The 18,168-nt window shown below is 71.3% G+C and carries 19 protein-coding genes; 11 read left to right on the top strand and 8 right to left on the bottom strand.

Going from position 1 to position 18,168, the window contains the following annotated elements:
• Positions 1-122 precede the first annotated feature (122 nt).
• Genes ABZ664_RS05990 through ABZ664_RS06000 form a run of 3 tightly spaced genes read right to left on the bottom strand, consistent with a single transcriptional unit; the run spans position 123 to position 2,912 of the window.
• Complete coding sequence (locus tag ABZ664_RS05990) at positions 123-1,061, bottom strand: NAD(P)-dependent oxidoreductase (protein ID WP_362503620.1); 939 nt, start codon at positions 1,059-1,061, stop codon at positions 123-125.
• A 52-nt stretch (positions 1,062-1,113) separates the two neighbouring features.
• The gene (locus ABZ664_RS05995; protein WP_362503623.1) at positions 1,114-1,902 is read right to left on the bottom strand and encodes an SDR family oxidoreductase; all 789 of its coding nucleotides are present in this window, start codon (positions 1,900-1,902) and stop codon (positions 1,114-1,116) included.
• Entirely contained in the window at positions 1,899-2,912 is a 1,014-nt protein-coding gene (locus ABZ664_RS06000) for an alpha/beta fold hydrolase (protein WP_362503626.1), read from the bottom strand. Before ABZ664_RS06000 ends, ABZ664_RS05995 begins: the two co-directional genes overlap by 4 nt.
• 159 nt (positions 2,913-3,071) lie before the next feature.
• Between ABZ664_RS06000 and ABZ664_RS06005 the strand changes: the two genes are divergently transcribed.
• On the top strand, positions 3,072-3,524 hold the full coding sequence (locus ABZ664_RS06005) for a TIGR03618 family F420-dependent PPOX class oxidoreductase (protein ID WP_362503629.1): 453 nt from the start codon (positions 3,072-3,074) through the stop codon (positions 3,522-3,524).
• Positions 3,525-3,564: 40 nt separating this feature from the next.
• Here the strand turns inward: ABZ664_RS06005 and ABZ664_RS06010 are convergent, their stop codons facing one another.
• Entirely contained in the window at positions 3,565-4,509 is a 945-nt protein-coding gene (locus ABZ664_RS06010) for an LLM class flavin-dependent oxidoreductase (RefSeq protein WP_362503632.1), read from the bottom strand.
• 154 nt (positions 4,510-4,663) lie between these two features.
• On the opposite strand from ABZ664_RS06010, the gene ABZ664_RS06015 reads away from it, so the two are divergent.
• The 9 genes from ABZ664_RS06015 to ABZ664_RS06055 all read left to right on the top strand — a co-directional run bounded on the left by ABZ664_RS06015 (position 4,664) and on the right by ABZ664_RS06055 (position 12,112).
• A complete protein-coding gene (locus ABZ664_RS06015) occupies positions 4,664-5,134 on the top strand; it encodes a MaoC family dehydratase N-terminal domain-containing protein (protein WP_362503635.1) in 471 nt (156 codons plus the stop codon).
• Complete coding sequence (locus ABZ664_RS06020; protein ID WP_362503637.1) at positions 5,131-5,655, top strand: MaoC/PaaZ C-terminal domain-containing protein; 525 nt, start codon at positions 5,131-5,133, stop codon at positions 5,653-5,655. Before ABZ664_RS06015 ends, ABZ664_RS06020 begins: the two co-directional genes overlap by 4 nt.
• Before the next feature lie 41 nt (positions 5,656-5,696).
• Entirely contained in the window at positions 5,697-6,686 is a 990-nt protein-coding gene (locus tag ABZ664_RS06025; RefSeq protein WP_362503640.1) for an aldo/keto reductase, read from the top strand.
• A gap of 212 nt (positions 6,687-6,898) precedes the next feature.
• The gene (locus ABZ664_RS06030; RefSeq protein ID WP_362503643.1) at positions 6,899-8,083 is read left to right on the top strand and encodes an ABC transporter substrate-binding protein; all 1,185 of its coding nucleotides are present in this window, start codon (positions 6,899-6,901) and stop codon (positions 8,081-8,083) included.
• A 110-nt stretch (positions 8,084-8,193) separates the two neighbouring features.
• Positions 8,194-8,694, top strand: a complete 501-nt coding sequence (locus tag ABZ664_RS06035; protein ID WP_362503646.1) for a VOC family protein — start codon at positions 8,194-8,196, stop codon at positions 8,692-8,694.
• Between the two features lie 189 nt (positions 8,695-8,883).
• The gene (locus tag ABZ664_RS06040; protein ID WP_362503649.1) at positions 8,884-9,735 is read left to right on the top strand and encodes a branched-chain amino acid ABC transporter permease; all 852 of its coding nucleotides are present in this window, start codon (positions 8,884-8,886) and stop codon (positions 9,733-9,735) included.
• Positions 9,728-10,636, top strand: coding sequence for a branched-chain amino acid ABC transporter permease (locus tag ABZ664_RS06045; protein ID WP_362503652.1), 909 nt, complete (start codon positions 9,728-9,730; stop codon positions 10,634-10,636). Before ABZ664_RS06040 ends, ABZ664_RS06045 begins: the two co-directional genes overlap by 8 nt.
• Positions 10,633-11,430, top strand: coding sequence for an ABC transporter ATP-binding protein (locus tag ABZ664_RS06050; RefSeq protein WP_362503656.1), 798 nt, complete (start codon positions 10,633-10,635; stop codon positions 11,428-11,430). Before ABZ664_RS06045 ends, ABZ664_RS06050 begins: the two co-directional genes overlap by 4 nt.
• Positions 11,417-12,112: an ABC transporter ATP-binding protein gene (locus ABZ664_RS06055; protein ID WP_362503659.1), complete on the top strand. Its 696-nt coding sequence runs from the start codon at positions 11,417-11,419 to the stop codon at positions 12,110-12,112. The genes ABZ664_RS06050 and ABZ664_RS06055 overlap by 14 nt, the downstream gene beginning before the upstream one ends.
• 356 nt (positions 12,113-12,468) lie before the next feature.
• On the opposite strand, the gene ABZ664_RS06060 is transcribed toward ABZ664_RS06055, so the two are convergent.
• The 4 genes from ABZ664_RS06060 to ABZ664_RS06075 all read right to left on the bottom strand — a co-directional run bounded on the left by ABZ664_RS06060 (position 12,469) and on the right by ABZ664_RS06075 (position 16,838).
• Complete coding sequence (locus tag ABZ664_RS06060; RefSeq protein ID WP_362503662.1) at positions 12,469-13,617, bottom strand: acetyl-CoA C-acetyltransferase; 1,149 nt, start codon at positions 13,615-13,617, stop codon at positions 12,469-12,471.
• 223 nt (positions 13,618-13,840) lie between these two features.
• Complete coding sequence (locus ABZ664_RS06065; RefSeq protein WP_362503665.1) at positions 13,841-15,019, bottom strand: CaiB/BaiF CoA-transferase family protein; 1,179 nt, start codon at positions 15,017-15,019, stop codon at positions 13,841-13,843.
• A gap of 130 nt (positions 15,020-15,149) precedes the next feature.
• Positions 15,150-15,887 (bottom strand): GntR family transcriptional regulator, encoded by a 738-nt coding sequence (locus ABZ664_RS06070; protein ID WP_362503668.1) that lies wholly within the window; start codon positions 15,885-15,887, stop codon positions 15,150-15,152.
• A gap of 354 nt (positions 15,888-16,241) precedes the next feature.
• The gene (locus ABZ664_RS06075) at positions 16,242-16,838 is read right to left on the bottom strand and encodes a TetR/AcrR family transcriptional regulator (protein WP_362503671.1); all 597 of its coding nucleotides are present in this window, start codon (positions 16,836-16,838) and stop codon (positions 16,242-16,244) included.
• Positions 16,839-16,906: 68 nt separating this feature from the next.
• Here ABZ664_RS06075 and ABZ664_RS06080 point away from each other — a divergent pair, with 68 nt between their 5' ends.
• Positions 16,907-18,088, top strand: a complete 1,182-nt coding sequence (locus tag ABZ664_RS06080) for an acyl-CoA dehydrogenase family protein (RefSeq protein ID WP_362503674.1) — start codon at positions 16,907-16,909, stop codon at positions 18,086-18,088.
• Positions 18,089-18,168 lie beyond the last annotated feature (80 nt).

Below are 18,168 nucleotides of genomic sequence, written 5' to 3' on the forward strand. Positions count from 1 at the left end.
CGTCGGCGTCACGCGTACCGAAGCACCCTGCCGGTCGCGGGTGCACCGGTCGCGGCTCGCGGTCGCCCGTCATACCGAAAGGCGCCCCGGCCGGTCAGCCGGGGCGCCGTGGTCGCGGCCGGTCAGCCGGCCGGGGCGAGGAGGGCGCGCTTCTCCGCCACGATCTCGGCGAGGGCCTCCTCCAGCGGCCAGCGCGTCTCGTAGCCGTAGTCCCGCCGGAAGTACGTGTCGTCGAAGTTCATCGGCCAGCGGTGGTCGGCGTCGGCGGGCTCGATCCTGGCGCCGGGGATCAACCCGCGCGCGATCTCCGCCATCTCCCCGACGCTGCGGTAGTCGCCGCGCACGTGGTAGGCGTTGTGCAGGGGCTCGGGCCCCTGGCTCGCCCGGACGAACGCGTCGGCCGTGTCGTGGATGTACACCATGTTCATCATCGACCCGGAGTGGAACGCGGGCCGCCCCGTCTCGCCGGCCAGCGGCTTGGTGACCAGCTCGTCGATCAGTCGGCGGGCGGTGCCGATCAGGCAGGCGGCGCCGTAGGCCAGGCCGATCCTGATCGAGGTGTTCACCACGCCCAGCGAGCTCCGGTAGTACTCGCCCATCGTCTCGCCGAAGACCTTGCTGCCCTCGTACACGTCGCCGGCGTGGATCCTGGCGTCCTCGGTGATCGGCTCCCCCGCGCCGTACTCGGCCGGGTCGAACAGGGCGGCGCTGCTCGCCAGCACCGTGCGCTCCACGCCGAGCAGCCTGGCCGCCTCCAGCACGTTGTAGGTGCCGACGATGTTCGACTGGATGCACTGCCCGCGCTGCGCCGCCGACCGGTCGTGCAACTCGGCGGCGAGGTGGATGACCCGATCCACCCGGTGCGTGCTGACCAGGTCGGCGACGAGCGCGAAGTCGGTGACGTCCCCCTCGACGAAGGTGAGCGCGTCCGGGGCGCCGGACGGCTCGGCCGCCCACTCGGGCCGCCGGTCGAGCGCGACGACCCGGTGGCCGTCGCGCAGCAGCCGGTCGACGACGTACGAGCCGATGAACCCGGTCGCGCCGGTGACCAGATAGGTCATCGTGATTACTCCTGACTTTCAAGGGGTTGAGGAAGTGCGGGGAGAGGGGGCGTCACGCGGTGCTCGGGCGGTATCCGGCGTCGACCTGGAGCGCGGCACCGGTGACCGAGCGGGCGTCGTCCGAGGCCAGGTAGGCGAAGGCCGCCGCGACCTCCTGTGGATCGATCATCCGGCCGAGCGCCGTCTTGGCCGCGTACCTCGCCTCCAGGCCGTCGTCCGCCGCGCCCGCCGCCGCGAAGATCGCGGTCTTCGCCGGACCCGGCACGACCGCGTTCACCCGCACCCCGTCGGGGCCGTAGGCGAGGGCGAGCGAGCGGGTCAGGTGCACCACGGCCGCCTTGGCCAGCCCGTACGCCGGGGCACCAGGGGTGGGCCACAGCGCCGCAGCCGAGGCCGTGTTCAGGATGACGCCGCCGCCGCGCGGCCGCATGGACGCGAGGGCCGCGCGGCAGCCGTACCAGACCCCGGCCACGCAGATCCGCCACAGGCGCTCGAAGTCCTCGTCCGCGCCGTCGGCGTCGATCGGGCCCCCGGCGATGACGCCGGCGTTGTTCACCGCGATGTCGCACCGGCCGAAACGGTTCACGGCCGCCGTGAAGGCGGCCTCCACCTGCTCGGCGCTGCCGACGTCCGTGCGCTGGAACACCACCCGCTCTCCCGAGGGGTCGATCTCGGCGGCGACGGCGGCGGCCGACTCGGCGAGGTCGGCGAGCACCACCGAGGCGCCCTCGGCGAAGAAGCGTTCGACCGTGGCGCGTCCGATGCCCGAGCCGCCGCCGGTGACCACTGCCGTACGGCCGTCCAGCCGCCCGGTCACAGGGCCGGTCACAGGGCCGGTCACGAGGCACCGCCCGACAGGCGCAGGTGCTTGTCCAGGAAGGCCCCGGCGATCTCGGCGGTGGTGTCCACCAGTGGTCCCATCGGCCCGCCGTGGCCGCCCTCCGGCGGCAGGTGCAGCTCCTTCGGCTCCCCGGCCCGCGCGTACACGGCCCGGGAGTGGTCGGCGGAGATCACCGTGTCGTCGACCGGGGTGATCAGGCACAGCGCGCGCGGCGCGATGGCGGGCGCGAGGCTCTCCGGCGAGAAGTCCAGTGCCAGCCGGGCGTTCTCCAGCGGATATCCCTCGGGGTAGACCGACCGGATGAACGCGGCCTCGGCGTCGAGGGCCGGGCTCGGCGGCAGCGGCATCAGCACCGACAGCGGCACCCGCTCACCCGCCCCGGTGCGCGCACCCTCCGCGTCGCCCTCCCCCGACCCGGTACGCGCACCCTCCGCGTCGTCCCCTCCGGACCCGTTGCGCGCCCGCTCCGCGTCGTCGCGCTCCAGCCGCGCCAGCAGTGCGGGCAGGTCCGCACCGTGCAGCTCCTCCAGCCAGCGCCGCCCGTCGGCGAGCGGGACCAGCGAGAGGCACGCCTTCAGCCGCTCGTCGGCGGCCGCGGCGGCGACCGCGATCGCCCCGCCGAAGCTGGCGCCCATCACGCCCAGCGCCGAGCCGTCGATCTCCGGCCGTCCGGCCAGGTAGGTCGCGGCGGCGGAGACGTCGCGTACCTGCTCGGCCGGGTCGCAGCGCAGCCGGGCGCCCTCGCTGTCGCCGAAACCGCGGTGGTCGATGGCGAGGACGGCGTACCCTCGCTGGGCGAGCCGCCCGGCGAGCGGCAGCACACGGAAGTTCACCGCGCCGCTCCAGCCGTGGCTCGCGACGAGGGCCGGTACCGCCCCGGCCCGCTCCCTCGGCGTCACCAGGACGCCGCGCAACCGCAGGCCGTCGCTCTGGAAGTGGACGATCTCGGCGTCGACCTCGGGGCCGCCGGAGAGGTTGAGCTGGATGCCGTCGTCTGCCGACACGATCACGTGGCAGGACCCCCGTTCGGATGGTTCCGGTACTCGGCTGGTTTCCGGTACTCCGCGCCACGTAACGCGACCCCCCATTACCCGCCGCGTTACGCCGTGCGCGGGTGCGACCGGGTGCTCTCGACCGGGTGTAGTGAGGGCGGGAGAAAGGAGCCCGGCATGGGCAAGGGACCGCTGCCGATCGAGGCGGACGAACTGTACGACTACCTGCTGACGCGCAAGAGCCTGCACCTGGCCACGCTGAACCCCGACGGCTCACCGCATCTGGCCACGATGTGGTTCGGCCTGATCGACCATGACATCGTGATGTGGACCCAGCGGAGCTCGGTGAAGGCGCGCAACCTGCGGAACGACCCCCGGATCACCTGCCTGGTGGAGTCCGGCGACGACTACTCCGAGCTGAAGGGCCTGACCGTGTCGGGCCGGGTGGACCTCGTCGAGGACGACGAGACCATGCTGCGCATCGGCGAGGCGATCATCTCGCGCAACTACACCGAGGCCAACAGGCCCGACTACCGGAAGATGGCGCTGTCGGGCCTGCGGGTCGGCATCGTGGTCCGCCCCGAGCACTGGTCGAGCTGGGACTTCGCCCGGACGGTGAAGCGCCGCTAGGACCGCTCGGCCGGCCGAGGTCGCCCGGCCGCGAAACCACTCAGCCCCTCGGAACCGGGGCCGTCGCGAGGGCGGGCAGCAACTCGCCGAGCACGGCGGCCCCGTGCCGGTCCGACTCGTCAAGCGGGTGCAGGATCAGGTCGGTGACGCCGAGACCGGCCAGTTCGGCCAGTTGCTCGGCACAGGACTCGACGTCCCCGTAGACGGTGGCCTCCCTGCCGTGCTCGGGGCCTCCGTAGAAGGCGGAGAACCAGGCGTCGACCGTCCGCTCGGCCCGGGAGCGCCGCGGCTCGACGAGCAGGTACACCCGCTTGGCCACGGCCAGTGTCTCCCTGGCCCGCCCCTCCTCGGCGAGGACCTCGTCCAGCCGGGCGGCCAGCTCGGCGAACCGCGCGGTGGGCTGCCGTCCGGCGGCGACCCAGCCCGACCCGAGCCGCGCCGCCCGGCGCAGCGCGGGGACCGACCCGCCGCCGACCCAGAGCGGGGGCGGCGCGATCGGACGCGGGCTGATCCCGACCCCGGTGAACGGCCAGATCGGGCCTTCGTGGTCGACCTCGTCCTCGGTCCAGAGCCGGCGCACCGCGGTGAGGAACTCGTCCAGCACCGCCCCCGGCCCCCAGTCGTCCAGTCGCAGCGAGGGAAACAGCCGGCGGTCGCCGCTGCCGACCCCGACGACCAACCGGCCGTCGCCGCCGAGCCGGTCGAGGCTCGCCAGCTCCTTGGCAGCGGTGATCGGGTTGCGCCCGGGGGCGACCAGCACCGCGACCCCCAGCCGTACCCGGGAGGTGTGCGCCGCGGCGAAGCCGAGCATGCCGACCGGCTCCGGCGTCGGCGTCCGGCCCGCGAGCTGGTCCAGGGTCCACAGCGCGTCGATCGGCGAGGCGTCGGCCTCGCGCAACCAGGTCGCGATCTCCTTGGGGGCGGTGCCGGCGGCGAAGCGCAGCGGCAGGTTGAGCCCGATCCGCGGTCGTGCAACGGCGGACACTCGTGCCTCCTCGGCGACGGCGTCTCGCCGTCGCGAAACGGTGGCGGCCAGCGTGTCCGGGCGCACGTTACCCACGACGTTACGAACCACGTCCGTAACCCCGGGGTAAACGACGACGCGCGAAGATCATGATCACCGAGCAGGAGGGACAAGCATGGCAGTCGAACGCTTCCCGGTCGAGGGGGGCCACATCATGATGTTCGCGCGGGCCATAGGCGACCTCGACCCCGCCTACCACGGCGCGATGACCGGTGCTCCCGCGATCGCCCCGCCGACCTTCATCTGGGCGGCCGATCACTACGACCCCGACAGCGCGGTCCGCCCGAAGCCGGGCGAGCCGTGGGTCGGGTCGGGGAGCACGCCGTCGGGGACGGGCGGTCCCGAGCCTTCCGACCTCGGTCTGCACGCCGAGCAGCGGTTCGAGTACCACCGGCCTGTGCGCGAGGGCGACGTGCTGAGCTCGGTGGAACGCCCCGGCCGTACCTGGACCAAGGAGGGCCGGCGCGGCGGTGTGCTCACCTTCGCCGAGCGGGTCACCGAGTACCGCGACCAGGACGGCGAACCGGTCGTCACCTCGACCCTGGTGACGGTGCGGACCGCCCGTCCGGTCGGAGCGGGCGAATGAGCGCCGCCTCCCCCGCCGCCGCGAACAGCGCGGCGAACAGCGCAGTGGACGTCGCGGCGAACAGCGCAGTGGACGTCGCGGCGAACGTCTCGGTGGACGTCTCGGTGGGCCAGACCAGGGAGCTGACGCTGGTCAGGGACCTCACCCGGACCAGGATCGTCCAGTACGCGGGCGCGTCCGGCGACTTCAACCCGGTGCACACCGACGAGCGGTTCGCGGTGGAGGCCGCCGGTTACCCGTCGGTGTTCGCGCACGGCATGCTCACGATGGGCATGGCCGGCCGGGTGATCACCGAGTGGTTCGGCCCCGAGTCGCCACTCCGGTACGAGGCACGGTTCCGCACCCCGGTCTTCCCCGGCGCGACACTGACCGCGCGGGCCGAGGTCGAGTCGGTGGACGGCTCTGCGGGAACGGCCACGGTCACGCTGACCGTGACCGACCAGCACGGCGCGGTCGTGATGACGGGCACCGCCGTGGTACGCACATCCGCCGCCGGTGGCACCGGCTCCGAGGACAAGTGACGGCCGCCGCACCGCGCGCCGACGAAGGAGAGGAAACCGTCATGCCTGATGGGAACGAGCTGATCGGCCGCGTCGGCTTCGGAAGCGGCACGATGATCGCGCAGGGGTACGGCGCGGTGGACGAGGAGTCCGCCAGGGGCGCCGTCGACGCCGCGTACCTGGCCGGGGTGCGGTTCTTCGACACCGCGCACTTCTACGGCTCGGGCCGGTCGGAGGCGATCGTCGGCGAGATGCTGGAGGGCCGGCGCGAGGAGGTCCGGCTGTGCACCAAGGGAGGCGTGCGCTACAGCGACCCGACGAACCTGCTCACCCTGGTCTGCGACTCCTCCTACGACGCGCTGCGCCGGTTCATGGACGAGTCGCTGACCCGGCTGCGCACCGACCGGGTCGATGTGTACCTGCTGCACCAGTTCGACCCGGCGCTCACCCCCGAGCAGCAGATGGAGAACCTGCAGCGGCTCAAGGACGAGGGCCTGGTCAGCGACGTCGGCTTCTGCAACTTCGGCGCCGAGGCGAGCCGAAGGGCCCTCGCCACCGGCATCCCGTCCGCGGTCGAGTACAGCTTCAGCCTGCTCGACCACCGCTACCTGACCGAACTGTCGGACGCCGGGGCGCGCGGCGGGCTGCGCGTCACCTACGGCTCGTACGTACACGGGCTGCTGTCGGAGAACTTCCGCCCCGACCACGAGTTCGAGCCGGAGGACTGGCGCGGTCGCAGCCGGCGCGAGGGCCGCTCGGGGACGTCGGGCAACGTGTTCTTCGCCGGGGACGCCTTCGCCGCCAACGTCGCGATCGCCGGGCGGCTGCGGGAGCTGGCCGGGTCGCTGGGCCTCTCGCTGGCCGCGTTCACGCTCGCCCTGACCGTGCGGGAGCCGTACTCGGACGTCGCGCTGTTCGGCTGCCGCAACGCGGCCGAGGTGGCGGACGGGCTGAGCGGCCTCGCGGTGGAGCTCGACGAGGAGGTGCTCGCCCGGGTGGCGGAGATCCTGTCGGCCGCCAACCGGCCCACCGAGAACCTGCTGGGTCTTTGAATCGGCCGAGTCCGTCTTGAATCGACCGTTGCCGTCCGCGAATCGGCCGAGTCCGTCCTGATTCGACCGTTGCCGTCTGTGACCCCGTGACTCCGCCCGCCCAACGTAACGCGCACGTTAACGAGACCTCCGCAGTATCTGGTCCTGCCGGCGCTTCGCCGTCACGTTCCAGGTGGCTCCCCGCAGCGGAGCCGGCGATATGAGAGGTTCAAATGCGAAAGAGCAAACTCGGAATAGCTGTTCTCGGGGTGGCCATGCTGGCGACGGCGTGCGGCTCCGGCGGTGACGAGGGAAGCACCGCGCAGTCGGGCGGCCTGCCCGCCACCATCAAGATCGGTGTTCCGCTGGACGTCAGCGGCGCCGCGGGCATCGCCGGTGTGGGGACCAGCGAGCGCGACGGCGTGCGACTCGCGACCAAGGAGATCAACGACACCGGTTTCCTGGGCAGCTCGAAGATCGAGCTGGTGGAGATCGATACGAAGGCGGACAAGCAGGAGGCCGTGCAGGCGGTGCTCAAGCTCGCCTCCGACCAGGTCGACGCGGTCGTCGGCTTCACCCTCACCCCGTCGTTCCTCGCCGCGGGGCCGCAGCTGCAGCAGAACGGCATCCCGACCATGGCGGTCGGCCTCTCCTCGGGTGGCGTCACCGAGATCGGCGACTACATGTTCCGTCTCTATCCCGACATGGCCAACGTGATGCCCCCGGCCGACAAGGAGTTCGCCGCAGCGTTCAGCGGCCTCAAGTCCGCGGCGTACCTGTACCAGAGCGACTCCGAGGCGGCCAAGAACGTCATCGGCAAGCGTCAGGAGGCGCTGGAGGGCGCCGGTCTCCAGACCCTGGGCACCGAGACCTTCGTCGGCACCGACACCGACGTGCGGGCCCAGCTGACCAAGCTCAAGCAGCTGAACCCCGACGTGCTGGTCACCATGCCGCTGCCCGGCATGATGAGCACGATCTACCTGCAGCTCGACGAGATCGGCTTCGACAAGCCGGTGTTCATGGCACCGGACGTCAGCGACGCCACCATGGAGCAGGCCGGCGAGGCCATGCAGTGCTTCGTGTACGTGACGGCCTGGAACGGCCAGAGCAGTGAGGGCAACAACAGCCACTTCCTGGACTACTGGAAGCAGAACGGCGCGCAGCGCTCCGCCACCGTCTTCGAGGCGGCCGGCTACGCGTCGCTGTGGTCGATGGCGCACGCCTTCAAGAACGCCGGCAGCAACGACAAGAAGGCCGTCCGGGACGCGCTGGCGGCCCTGAACGGCCTGGACACCCCGTTCGGCAAGATCGGCTTCACCCAGAACCGGGCCGCCGACGTCAAGGGCACCAAGCTCCAGATCGTGGACAGCAAGATCACCCTGTTCGACGACCAGAAGTCCCCCAGCTGCGCGCGCTGACCCGCGCCCCCGCCCCGACCGACCCGCCGCCCCGGCACGCCGCACCACGGTGTGCCGGGGCGGCGTCGTTGGCGGGTGCCCCTGTCGCCCATTACGGAGGAGACCTCGCGATGACCTTCAAAATCGACCACCTCGTCCACGCCAACGTGGTCTGCAGCGACTTCGACCGGTCGCTCGACTTCTACACCCGCCTGCTCGGCGCCCGGATCCTCGGGCAGCCGTTCGAGTTCGACGCCGGAGACGACTTCCGTACGATCCTGGACGTCACAGGGCCGGTCCGCTGCAAGGCGGCCCTGCTCAGCTGGAGCTCCCGGGACACCGACACCTATCTGGACCTGCTGCACTTCACCGACGACGGCGGCGCACCGGCGCCGCGCACGGCCAAGGACGCGGGGCTCGCCCGCCTGGGGCTGCGGGTCGAGGACATGGACACCACGATGGCCTGGATCACCGAGCACGGCATCCCCGTGGTCGGCGGGCCGGTCACCCTCGTCCCCATGCCGGGCCGCGAGCGGCGCGTGGTCACCATCCTCGACCCGGACGGGACGCTGCTGAACCTGATGGAGTTCTCGGGGTCCTCGGCGTCCCCGGCCGGGAGCGGGCGCGGATGACCGGCGCCGCCGCCCCGCGCGGGGCACCGATAACGGCCGCGGCCATACCCCCGCCGGGCTCTCCGGTTCACGTAACGCCGGTGTTAACGAGGAAACGCAACGCTGGCCCCGATCTCGTCATACCGCGGACAGCCAGGGCCGAGGCCGCGAGAGGGAACGGAGGATGGTGTGCAACAGACCATTAACGGCTTGGCCTTGGGGAGTACCTACGCCCTGTTGGGCGTGGGCGTCACCCTGGTCTGGGGTGTCCTCAACCTCCTCAACTTCGCCCATGCGCAGATCCTGACCTGGGGCACCTTCGCCGCCCTGGCCGCGCTGCGCCTGGGCGTCCCCGTACCGGTCGCGATCCTGGTGGGCATGGTGGCGGCCGGTGTGCTGTCGGTGCTGATCGACCTGGCCGTCCTCGCGCCGCTTCGCGGTCGCAAGGCACCGGAGTTCTCCTTCGTGGTCGCGACGATCGGCGTCTCGCTGGTGCTCACCACGGTGCTGCGCACCTACACCGACGCGCAGACCGAGGCGTTCCCCCGTCAGGGTTTCCCGGTCGGCGCCTTCGACTTCGCCGGCCAGAACGTGCCCCGGCTCCAGGTGGTCATGTTCGTGATCGCCGTGGTGGCGATGGTGGGCCTCGCGTACTGGCTGAACCGGACCAAGTCCGGCCGGTCCGTCCGCGCGGTGGCCCACGACCGGGAGACCGCCGAGTTGCTCGGTGTGAACAGCCAGCTCGTCTTCTCGATCTGTTTCTTCGTCGCCGGCGCGCTCGCCGCGGTGGCGGGCATCTTCGTCGCCGCCTCGGCGGCGCAGGTGTCGTACTCGTCCGGCGACGGGCTGCTGCTCATCGCCTTCGCGGTGATCATCCTCGGTGGCATGGGCTCGGTGAAGGGCGCGATCATCGGCGGTCTCGTCCTCGGTGTGGTCGAGGTCTACGCCACCACCTACGTCTCCAGCTCGTTCAGGGAGATCATCGCCTTCGCCGTCATCCTCGCGATGCTGGTCGCGCGGCCGTCCGGGTTCTTCGGCAAGAAGGAGGCCGCCCGTGTTTGAGTGGCTCGAACCGCTCCAGCTGTTCCGGCTGGACACCGCACTCATCCTCACCCTGCTCGTGATCAGCGTGCACATCACGTTCCGGGTCGGCATCATGTCGCTCGCCCCGATGGGGTTCGCCGCGGTCGGCGGCTACACCGCGGCCCTCATCGCGACCAAGTCCGAGCTGCCGTTCGCGATCGGCCTGCTCGTCGCCACGGTGCTGGCGGGCATGATCGGCGCGCTGTTCGCCCCGCCGGTGCTGCGGTTGCGCGGCATCTACATGGCCCTGGGCAGCCTGGCCCTCGCCCAGGCCATCGTGGTGCTGATCCGGATCAACGACTACACCAACGGTCCGAACGGCATCGCGGGCATCCCGATCGAGGTCAAGACCGAGTACCTGGTCGTCGCGCTGCTGGTGGCGTTCGTACTGCTGGAGCTCAGCCACCGCTCCCACTTCGGCCGGGCCGCCAAGGCGGTGCGGCTGGACGAGCGCACCGCGGAGGGCATGGGCGTGAACGTGTTCCGCGTCCGGTTCGTGAGCTTCACCGCGGCCGCCGCCGTCGCCGGGTGCGCGGGCGCCCTGGAGGCGCACCGCACCACGGTGATCAGCCCCGACCAGTACGGCTTCGCCACGCTGGTCATCGTGTTCACCTACGTGCTGGTGGGCGGCAACGGGCACTGGGCAGGGCCGATCCTGGTCACCTGGGGGCTCACGATCCTGCGCGACTCGCTGCACTTCGCGGGCTCCAACTGGGAGGACGTGATCTACGGCGTGCTGCTCGTCGTGATCCTGCTGGTCGCGCCGAACGGCCTGTCCGACCGCTCGCTCTACCGGGGCCTGCGGCGCCGCTGGCGCGGCAGACGGGACCAGCCCGCGCCCACCGTCCAAGACCCTGCTGAGAAGGTGGCGAGCCGATGACCGCGCTGCTGGAGTTGTCCGGAGTCAGCAAGCATTTCGGCGGCATGAAGGCCGTGAACGACGTCTCCTTCTCCGTGGGAGAGGGCGCCATCTACGGCCTGATCGGTCCCAACGGCGCGGGTAAGACCACGGTGGTCAATCTGATCAGCGGCTACCTGAAGCCCACCGCCGGGCGGATCACCCTCGCCGGGTCCGATCTCGCCGATCTGCGCCCGCACCGGCTGGCCGCCGCGGGCATCGCCCGCACCTACCAGAACCTGAAGCTCTTCGACGAGAGCACCGTCCTGGAGAACGTGCTGATCGGCCGGCATCTGTCCTTCAAGGGCCGCCGCTGGCAGCTCGGCCGGGTGCGCAGGCGTGAGGAGGCCGAGCAGCACGAGGTGGCGCGGCGGTTGATCGACCGGGTCGGCCTCACCTCGGTGATCGACGTGGACGTGGCCGAGCTCTCCTACGGCATGCGGCGGCGGGTCGAGATCGCCAGGGCGATGGCCACCGAGCCTCGGCTGCTGCTGCTCGACGAGCCGACCGCCGGGATGAACCGGGCCGAGTCCGACGACATCGGCCGGCTCATCCAGATGATCAACGACGAGGGCGTGACCGTGCTGCTCGTCGACCACAACGTGCGACTGGTCACCGAGGTCTGCCACCAGGTCGTCGTCCTGGACTGGGGCAGCGTGCTCACCGAGGCCGGCCCGCACGAGGTGTGGCAGGACGAGCGGGTCAAGACGGCCTACCTCGGCGTCAAGGAACGTCGCACAGCGGACACCGTGGAGGCACCGGATGCTGGTCGTTGATTCCCTGGTCACCCGTTACGGCGCCGTCGAAGCGCTGCACGGGGTGAGCCTGGAGGTCGGTGCGGGCGAGGCCGTGGCCCTGGTCGGGCCGAACGGCGCGGGCAAGACGACCCTGCTGCGTACGATCTCCGGCCTGGTACGGCCGACGGCCGGGAGCGTGACGATCGACGGCAAGGCGACCGGGCGCCGCGCCGCCTACCGGGTCGCCCGGCTGGGCGTCAGCCACGTGCCCGAGGGCCGGGCGATCCTGTCCCCCCTCACCGTGAAGGACAACCTGCTCATGGGCGGCAGCCGGCTGCCCGGCTCCGAGGCCGGCGAGCGGATGGACGAGATGATCGAGCTGTTCCCCGTGCTGGGACGGCGGATCGACTCCCTCGGGGGCGTGCTGTCCGGCGGCGAGCAGCAGATGCTCGCGATCGCGCGCGGGCTGATGGCCCGCCCGCGGCTGCTCATGATCGACGAGCCGTCGATGGGGCTCGCCCCGCGCATCGTGGGCGACGTGCTGGACGCGCTGCACCGCGTGGTCGCCACCGGCACCGCGGTGCTGGTGGCGGAACAGAACGTGGGCCTCGCGCTGGAGGTGGCCGACCGGGCGTACGTGATGGTGGTCGGGGACATCGTGGCGTCCGGGCGCAGCGAGGACATGGACGAGAACAGCCTGCTGGAGACGTACCTGGCCTGAGGTCTTCCCCTCTTTCCGGCGTCCCGCTGGTCCGGCCTCCCCCGGCCCGGATCACCGGGATGTACGGGGCGGCGCCCTTCCCGGCTTCCTGGCCATCCGGCCAGGAAGCCGGGACGTACGAGGACGACGCCCCGTACACCGAGAGAAGCGGCCGGGCCGGCGGATGAATCCGCCGGCCCGGCCGCTTCGGCTCGTACCTCAGCGTCAACCTGTGCTCTCCGGATCGGCTCGTGCCTTTGGTTCGGCTCGCGCCCTCCGACCAGGCCGGCGCCCTTCGGTCAGACCTGTGTTCTCCGGCCTGGCCCGTGCCCTGTGGTCTGGCTCGCGCCCTCCGGTTCGGCACGCGCCCCGGGGCCCTACAACCGCTCGATGATCGTGACGTTCGCCTGGCCGCCGCCCTCGCACATCGTCTGCAGCCCGTACCTGCCGCCCGTACGCTCCAGCCGGTTGAGCATCGTCGTCATCAGCCGCGCGCCGGTCGCCCCGAGCGGGTGGCCGAGCGCGATCGCCCCGCCGTCCGGGTTCACCTTGGCCGGGTCGAACCCGGTCTCCTTCAGCCAGGCCAGCACCACCGGCGCGAATGCCTCGTTGATCTCCACGGTGTCGATGTCGTCAGGGGTGAGCCCGGTCCGCTCCAGTGCCCGCTTGGTCGCCGGGATCGGCGCCGAGAGCATCATCAGCGGGTCGTCGCCCATCACCGTCATGTGGTGAACACGCGCCCGCGGTGTCAGCCCCAGATGCTTCACCGCGCGCTCCCCGGCGATCAGCAGGGCGGCCGAGCCGTCGCTGATCTGGCTGGCGCAGGCGGCGGTGATCCGGCCGTCGGGCAGCAGGGTGGGCAGCGACCTGATCTTCTCCCAGTCGGGCTCGCGCGGGCCGTTGTCGGCGGACAGGCCGCCCAGCGGCGCGATCTCCGGCTCGAACAGCCTCTCGGCGTTCGCGCGCAGGGCACGGGTGTGCGACTCGACCGCGAACCGCTCCATTTCGTCGCGCGAGATGTCCCAGTGTGTCGCCATCATCTCGGCGCCCCGGAACTGGCTCACCTCCCCCTTCCCGAACCGGCTCGTCCACCCCTCGGAGGTGGAGAACGGGTCCTCGAACCCGAGTGCCCTACCGGAGTCGGCCGCCGACATCAGCGGCACCATGCTCATGTTCTGTACGCCGCCGGCCACGACCAGGTCCATCGTGCCGCTCATCACGGCCTGGGCGGCGAAGTGCACGGCCTGCTGCGCCGAGCCGCACTGCCGGTCGATGGTGACCCCCGGCACGTGGACCGGGAAGCCTGCCGCCAGCCAGCAGGTGCGGGCGATGTCGAAGGACTGCGGGCCGACCGAGTCCACGTTGCCGAACACCACGTCGTCGACGAGCGCGGGGTCCACCCCGGCCCGCTCGATCAACGCGCGAATGGCGTGCGCTCCCAGGTCTGCCGGATGGATCGTGCTCAGCGCCCCGCCGCGCCTGCTCACCGGAGTGCGGACGGCGTCGATGATGAATGCTTCAGCCATGCCGCCGACCGTACGGACGAAACGTTAACCGGCCGTACGCCGCCCGATCGGGCGGCGTTACCCCGCCCCTGTCCCCTGACGCCGGATCGGCCGCCCGCACGTCTCGCGTCGTCTCGCGTTGTCGCGCGTTGTCGCGCGTTGTCGCGCGTGCGCGTCGTCGACCGCACCGCGGCCCTCGCCCTTGCCCTGCCCGGCTTGGCGAGGGCGAGGGCGAGGGCGAGGGTCAGACGACGGACCGGGCGACGAGGTCGGCGATCTCCTCCGGCGAGCGGCCCAGCTCGGCCAGTACGTCGGCCGTGTGCCGCCCCAGCTCGGGCACCGGGTCCATCCGCGGCTCGGCCCCGTCCAGGGAGATCGGCGGCAACAGCGCCCGGATGGGGCCACCGGGTGTGCCGACGTCCCGCCATCGGTCACGCTCGCGCAGCACCGGGTGGTCCAGGAAGTCGGCCACCGTGTTCACCCCGGCGTTCGCGACCCCGGCCTGATCGAGCAGTTCGGCGGCGTCGGCGCCGTCCAGCTCGGCGAAGCGCGCGTCGACGATGGCCTCCAGCGTGTCCCGATCGGCCACCCGCAGCGTGTTGGTGGCGAAACGCGGGTCGGTCGCGAGCTCGGGATCCTTGAGGAACACCGCGCAGAACCGGATCCACTCGGCCTCGTTCTGGATGGAGAGCAGCACGGTCCGCCCGTCGCGGGCGGTGAACGGTCCGTACGGGGCGATGGTGGCGTGCCGGGCGCCGGCACGCGGCTGCTGGCGCCCGCTGCCCGCGGTGTAGTTGGCCGGCTGCCCCATCCACTCGGCGAGCGCCTCGAACAGCGACACCTCCAGCGTGGCCCCCCGCCCGGTGACCTGCCGCTGGTACAGGGCCGTCAGCACCGCGCTGAAGCCGTACATCCCGGCGGCGATGTCGGCCACCGAGACGCCGACCCTGGCGGGCTCGTCCGCCGACCCGGTCAGCGAGACCAGCCCGGCCTCGCATTGGACCAGCAGGTCGTACGCCTTGCGCCCGGCCCACGGGCCGTCACCACCCCACCCGGTGATGCCGAGCACGATCTTGCGTGGGTCCCGCTCCCTGACGGCGGCGGCGGCGAGCCCGAGCCGGTCGGCGGCGCCGGGGCCGAGGTTCTGGACGAGCACGTCGGCCCGGTCCACCAGCTCGTGCAGGATCTCCCTGCCGTGCGGGGACTTCACGTCCAGGGTGACCGACTCCTTCGAGCGGTTCAGCCAGACGAAGTAGCTGGACTGGCCGTGCACCGACTCGTCGTAGCGGCGGGCGAAGTCGCCGGAGCCCGGTCGCTCGATCTTGATCACGCGGGCGCCGAGGTCGGCGAGCTGGCGGGTCGCGAACGGCGCGGCGACCGCGTGTTCCAACGTCACGACGGTGATCCCGGTCAGCGGCAGCACGGCTCCCCCTCGGTTGGTCAATATAAAATATAGAGTTTTACTCTAGGGCATCAGGGTGATCAGGCTTTACTCGGGGATGCCTTCTGATCAGCCGATTCATGACCGGGGACGTGAACTGAGAGAAAATATCCTACGAGGTCCCTGACGGGGTCTCGCTGTCCACGGTCTGCCGATCGAACTGCCTGGCCAGCAGGTCGCCGGAGTTCACGATGTGATCGTGCATCGCCCTGCGCGCGGCCTCCGCGTCCCCGGCCCGCAGCCCGGCCAGGATCCCGGCGTGGTCGTGCAGGGTCGCCTCGGGCCAGCCCTCGATCGCGGAGTAGAAGCGGGTGGGGATGTAGCGGCCGGTCAGGCCGAGCACCCAGGTGATCTTTCTGGCGCCCGCCACCAGGTTGATGTGCCGGTGGAAGGCGTGGTTCCTCTCCTCAAGCAGAGTGAGGTCCTTGCGGTGCGCAGCGGCCAGCAGTTCGTGGTGCAGCGCTTCCAACTCGGCCAGATCCTCCGGCGTCACCCGTACGGCGGCGCGGGCCGCGAGCTCACCCGAGATCAGCGCGTGCGCCTCGAACAGGTCGCGGACGTCCTGACCGGTCAGCGGCGCGACCTGGAATCCGCGGCGGGGCAGCAGCTGCAGGAAGCCCTCCACCCGGAGCACGTGCAGCGCCTCGCGGGCCGGCGTCGCGGAGATACCCAGTGCCTGGCCCACCGCCTCCGGCCGGACCGAGTCGCCCGGGCGCCACCGACCCGACATGATCATGCTGCGGATGTAGGAGGCGGCCGCGTCGCTGAGCTGGGGACGGTCCGCCTCGGAGGTCCGGGGCGGACCGTCCGTCGGGGCCGTTCCCGCGCCCTCGGTCATTCTGCCGCTCAACGCACGACCTCTCGCCTCGATCGGGACTTCTTTTCTTCGCGTCCCACCTGCGCCGACGATCCTAGGTGGATACGAAGGGCCACGACACGGCCTCGATGGGCGGACACTGGACGGGCCGGGGCACGGAAGACCCACGCGGGGAGTGTGAACCGCCGGGGCATGGCGCGGCGCAACGCTTCCGGCCCCCGCACCTCGACCGCGTGGAGGCGCAGCGCGTCCGACCGGCTCAGCTCGCCGCGCCGGACCTCGACCATGCCGCGCAGACCGGCGGTCACCGTCACGGTCACGGCGTGGCCGGGGTCCGTGTGACAGACGTCCACCTCGTCACATGAACCGAGACCTGGCCGTCGGCGGTCAGGTCGTCGTTCTCTCCTTCGGATCGGTCAGGCCGGTCATGACCAGGTCGGCGAGTTGCCGGTACGCCTCGGCGGCGTCGAGGCCGGTGCTCGACTGGATGGTCCCGCGCTGGATCGCGCCCATGATCTCGGCCGCGACGGCTCCCACGAACGACGCGTGCACCGGGCGCAGCGCACCCGCCCGCACTCCCTCGGTCACCAGGGCCTGCACCCGCCTGGCCGCGTACCGGGTGTTCTCCTGATACACGTCGTTGGCCGGGCCGAAGTCGGCCACGTCGGCGAAGAACCTGGCCGAGGCCGGTTGGAGCTCCGAGGCGACGGCCTCTAGATAGATCACCAGTCGTCGCGCCGGGTCGTCGGAGGCCGCAACCCGGGCCTCGATGCGTTCCGCCGTGTTCTTGAAGAACGAGCGCACGGCCGCGACGACGATCTGCTCCTTGCTCGGCGCCACGGCGTACAGGGTGGTTCTCGAACACCTCAGCCGTTCCGCCAGGTCTCCGATGCCGAACGAGGAGAATCCCTCACCGAGGAACAGCTCTCGAAGCTGGACCAGCATCTCCTCGCGGCGCATGCGAGCCTTCCCTGGAATCGGCATGAGGCCGACTCTACGACAGAGTACCGAAACTGATACCGTGGTACTCATATCGGTTTCTGGAGGATCCCATGCCCGCGTCACGTGTCATGCCCACCAGCGAGAGCGCCGACCTGATCACCCTCGTCCGAGACCTCGCCGCCAAGGAACTCCTGCCCAGAGCCGCCCAGGCCGAGGCCGACGAGGAGTTCCCGCGCGAGGTCTTCAGGACCCTCGGCGCCGTCGGCCTCCTCGGTCTCCCCTACCCCGAGGAGTACGGTGGCGCGGGCCAGCCGTACGAGGTGTACCTGCAGGTGCTTGAGGAAATCGCGGCGGTCTGGTCGAGCGTCGGCGTCGGCGTCAGCGTGCACGCCCTGTCGTGCTTCGGGCTCGTCAGGTTCGGTACCGAGGAACAGCGGCGAGAGTGGTTGCCGGACATGCTCGGCGGCGACCTGCTCGGCGCGTACAGCCTGAGCGAGGCGCACGCGGGCTCCGATCCCGCCGCGATGAGCACCCGCGCCGTACGGGACGGCGACGACTACGTACTCGACGGCGCGAAGGCGTGGACGACCCACGGCGGGCACGCCGACTTCTACCAGGTGATGGCGCGGACCTCCGACGACCGCAAGGGCATCTCCTGCTTCCTCGTCCCCGCCGACGCCGAAGGCCTGAGCGCCGACCCGCCCGAGCACAAGATGGGCCTGACCGGATCGGCGACCGCGACCATACGCCTGGACCACGTCCGCGTTCCCGCCGGACGCAGGATCGGCGCGGAGGGCGACGGCCTCAAGATCGCACTGGCCGGCCTCGACTCCGGCCGGCTGGGCATCGCGGCGGTCGCCACGGGGCTGGCCCAGGGGGCGCTCGACCAGGCCGTGGCGTACGCGAAGGAGCGGCAGACCTTCGGCAAGCCGATCATCGAGCACCAGGGCCTCGCGTTCCTGCTCGCCGACATGGAGGCGGCCGTCCAGAGCGCCCGCGCGACGACACTGCACGCCGCGCGCCTGAAAGACCGAGGGCTCCCGTTCGGCAGGGAGGCCTCCATCGCCAAGCTGGTCGCCACCGACAACGCCATGAAGGTCACCACCGACGCCGTTCAGGTCCTCGGCGGTTACGGCTACACCCGCGACTTCCCGGTCGAGCGCTACATGCGCGAGGCGAAGGTCATGCAGATCTTCGAGGGCACCAACCAGATCCAGCGCCTGGTCATCGGCCGCGCACTCGCCGGGAACCCAGGCGGGACGATCACCACCGCCGACGGGGAGCGGAGCTGAAGAAGAGCGGCGCACCGACCTGACGGGGGTCGCCTGGCCTCTGTCGCCCAACGATCTCGTGGTCTAGACCGCGGGAGGAC

It is taken from the genome of Streptosporangium sp. NPDC006930, from assembly GCF_040635605.1.
Lineage (GTDB): Bacteria > Actinomycetota > Actinomycetes > Streptosporangiales > Streptosporangiaceae > Streptosporangium.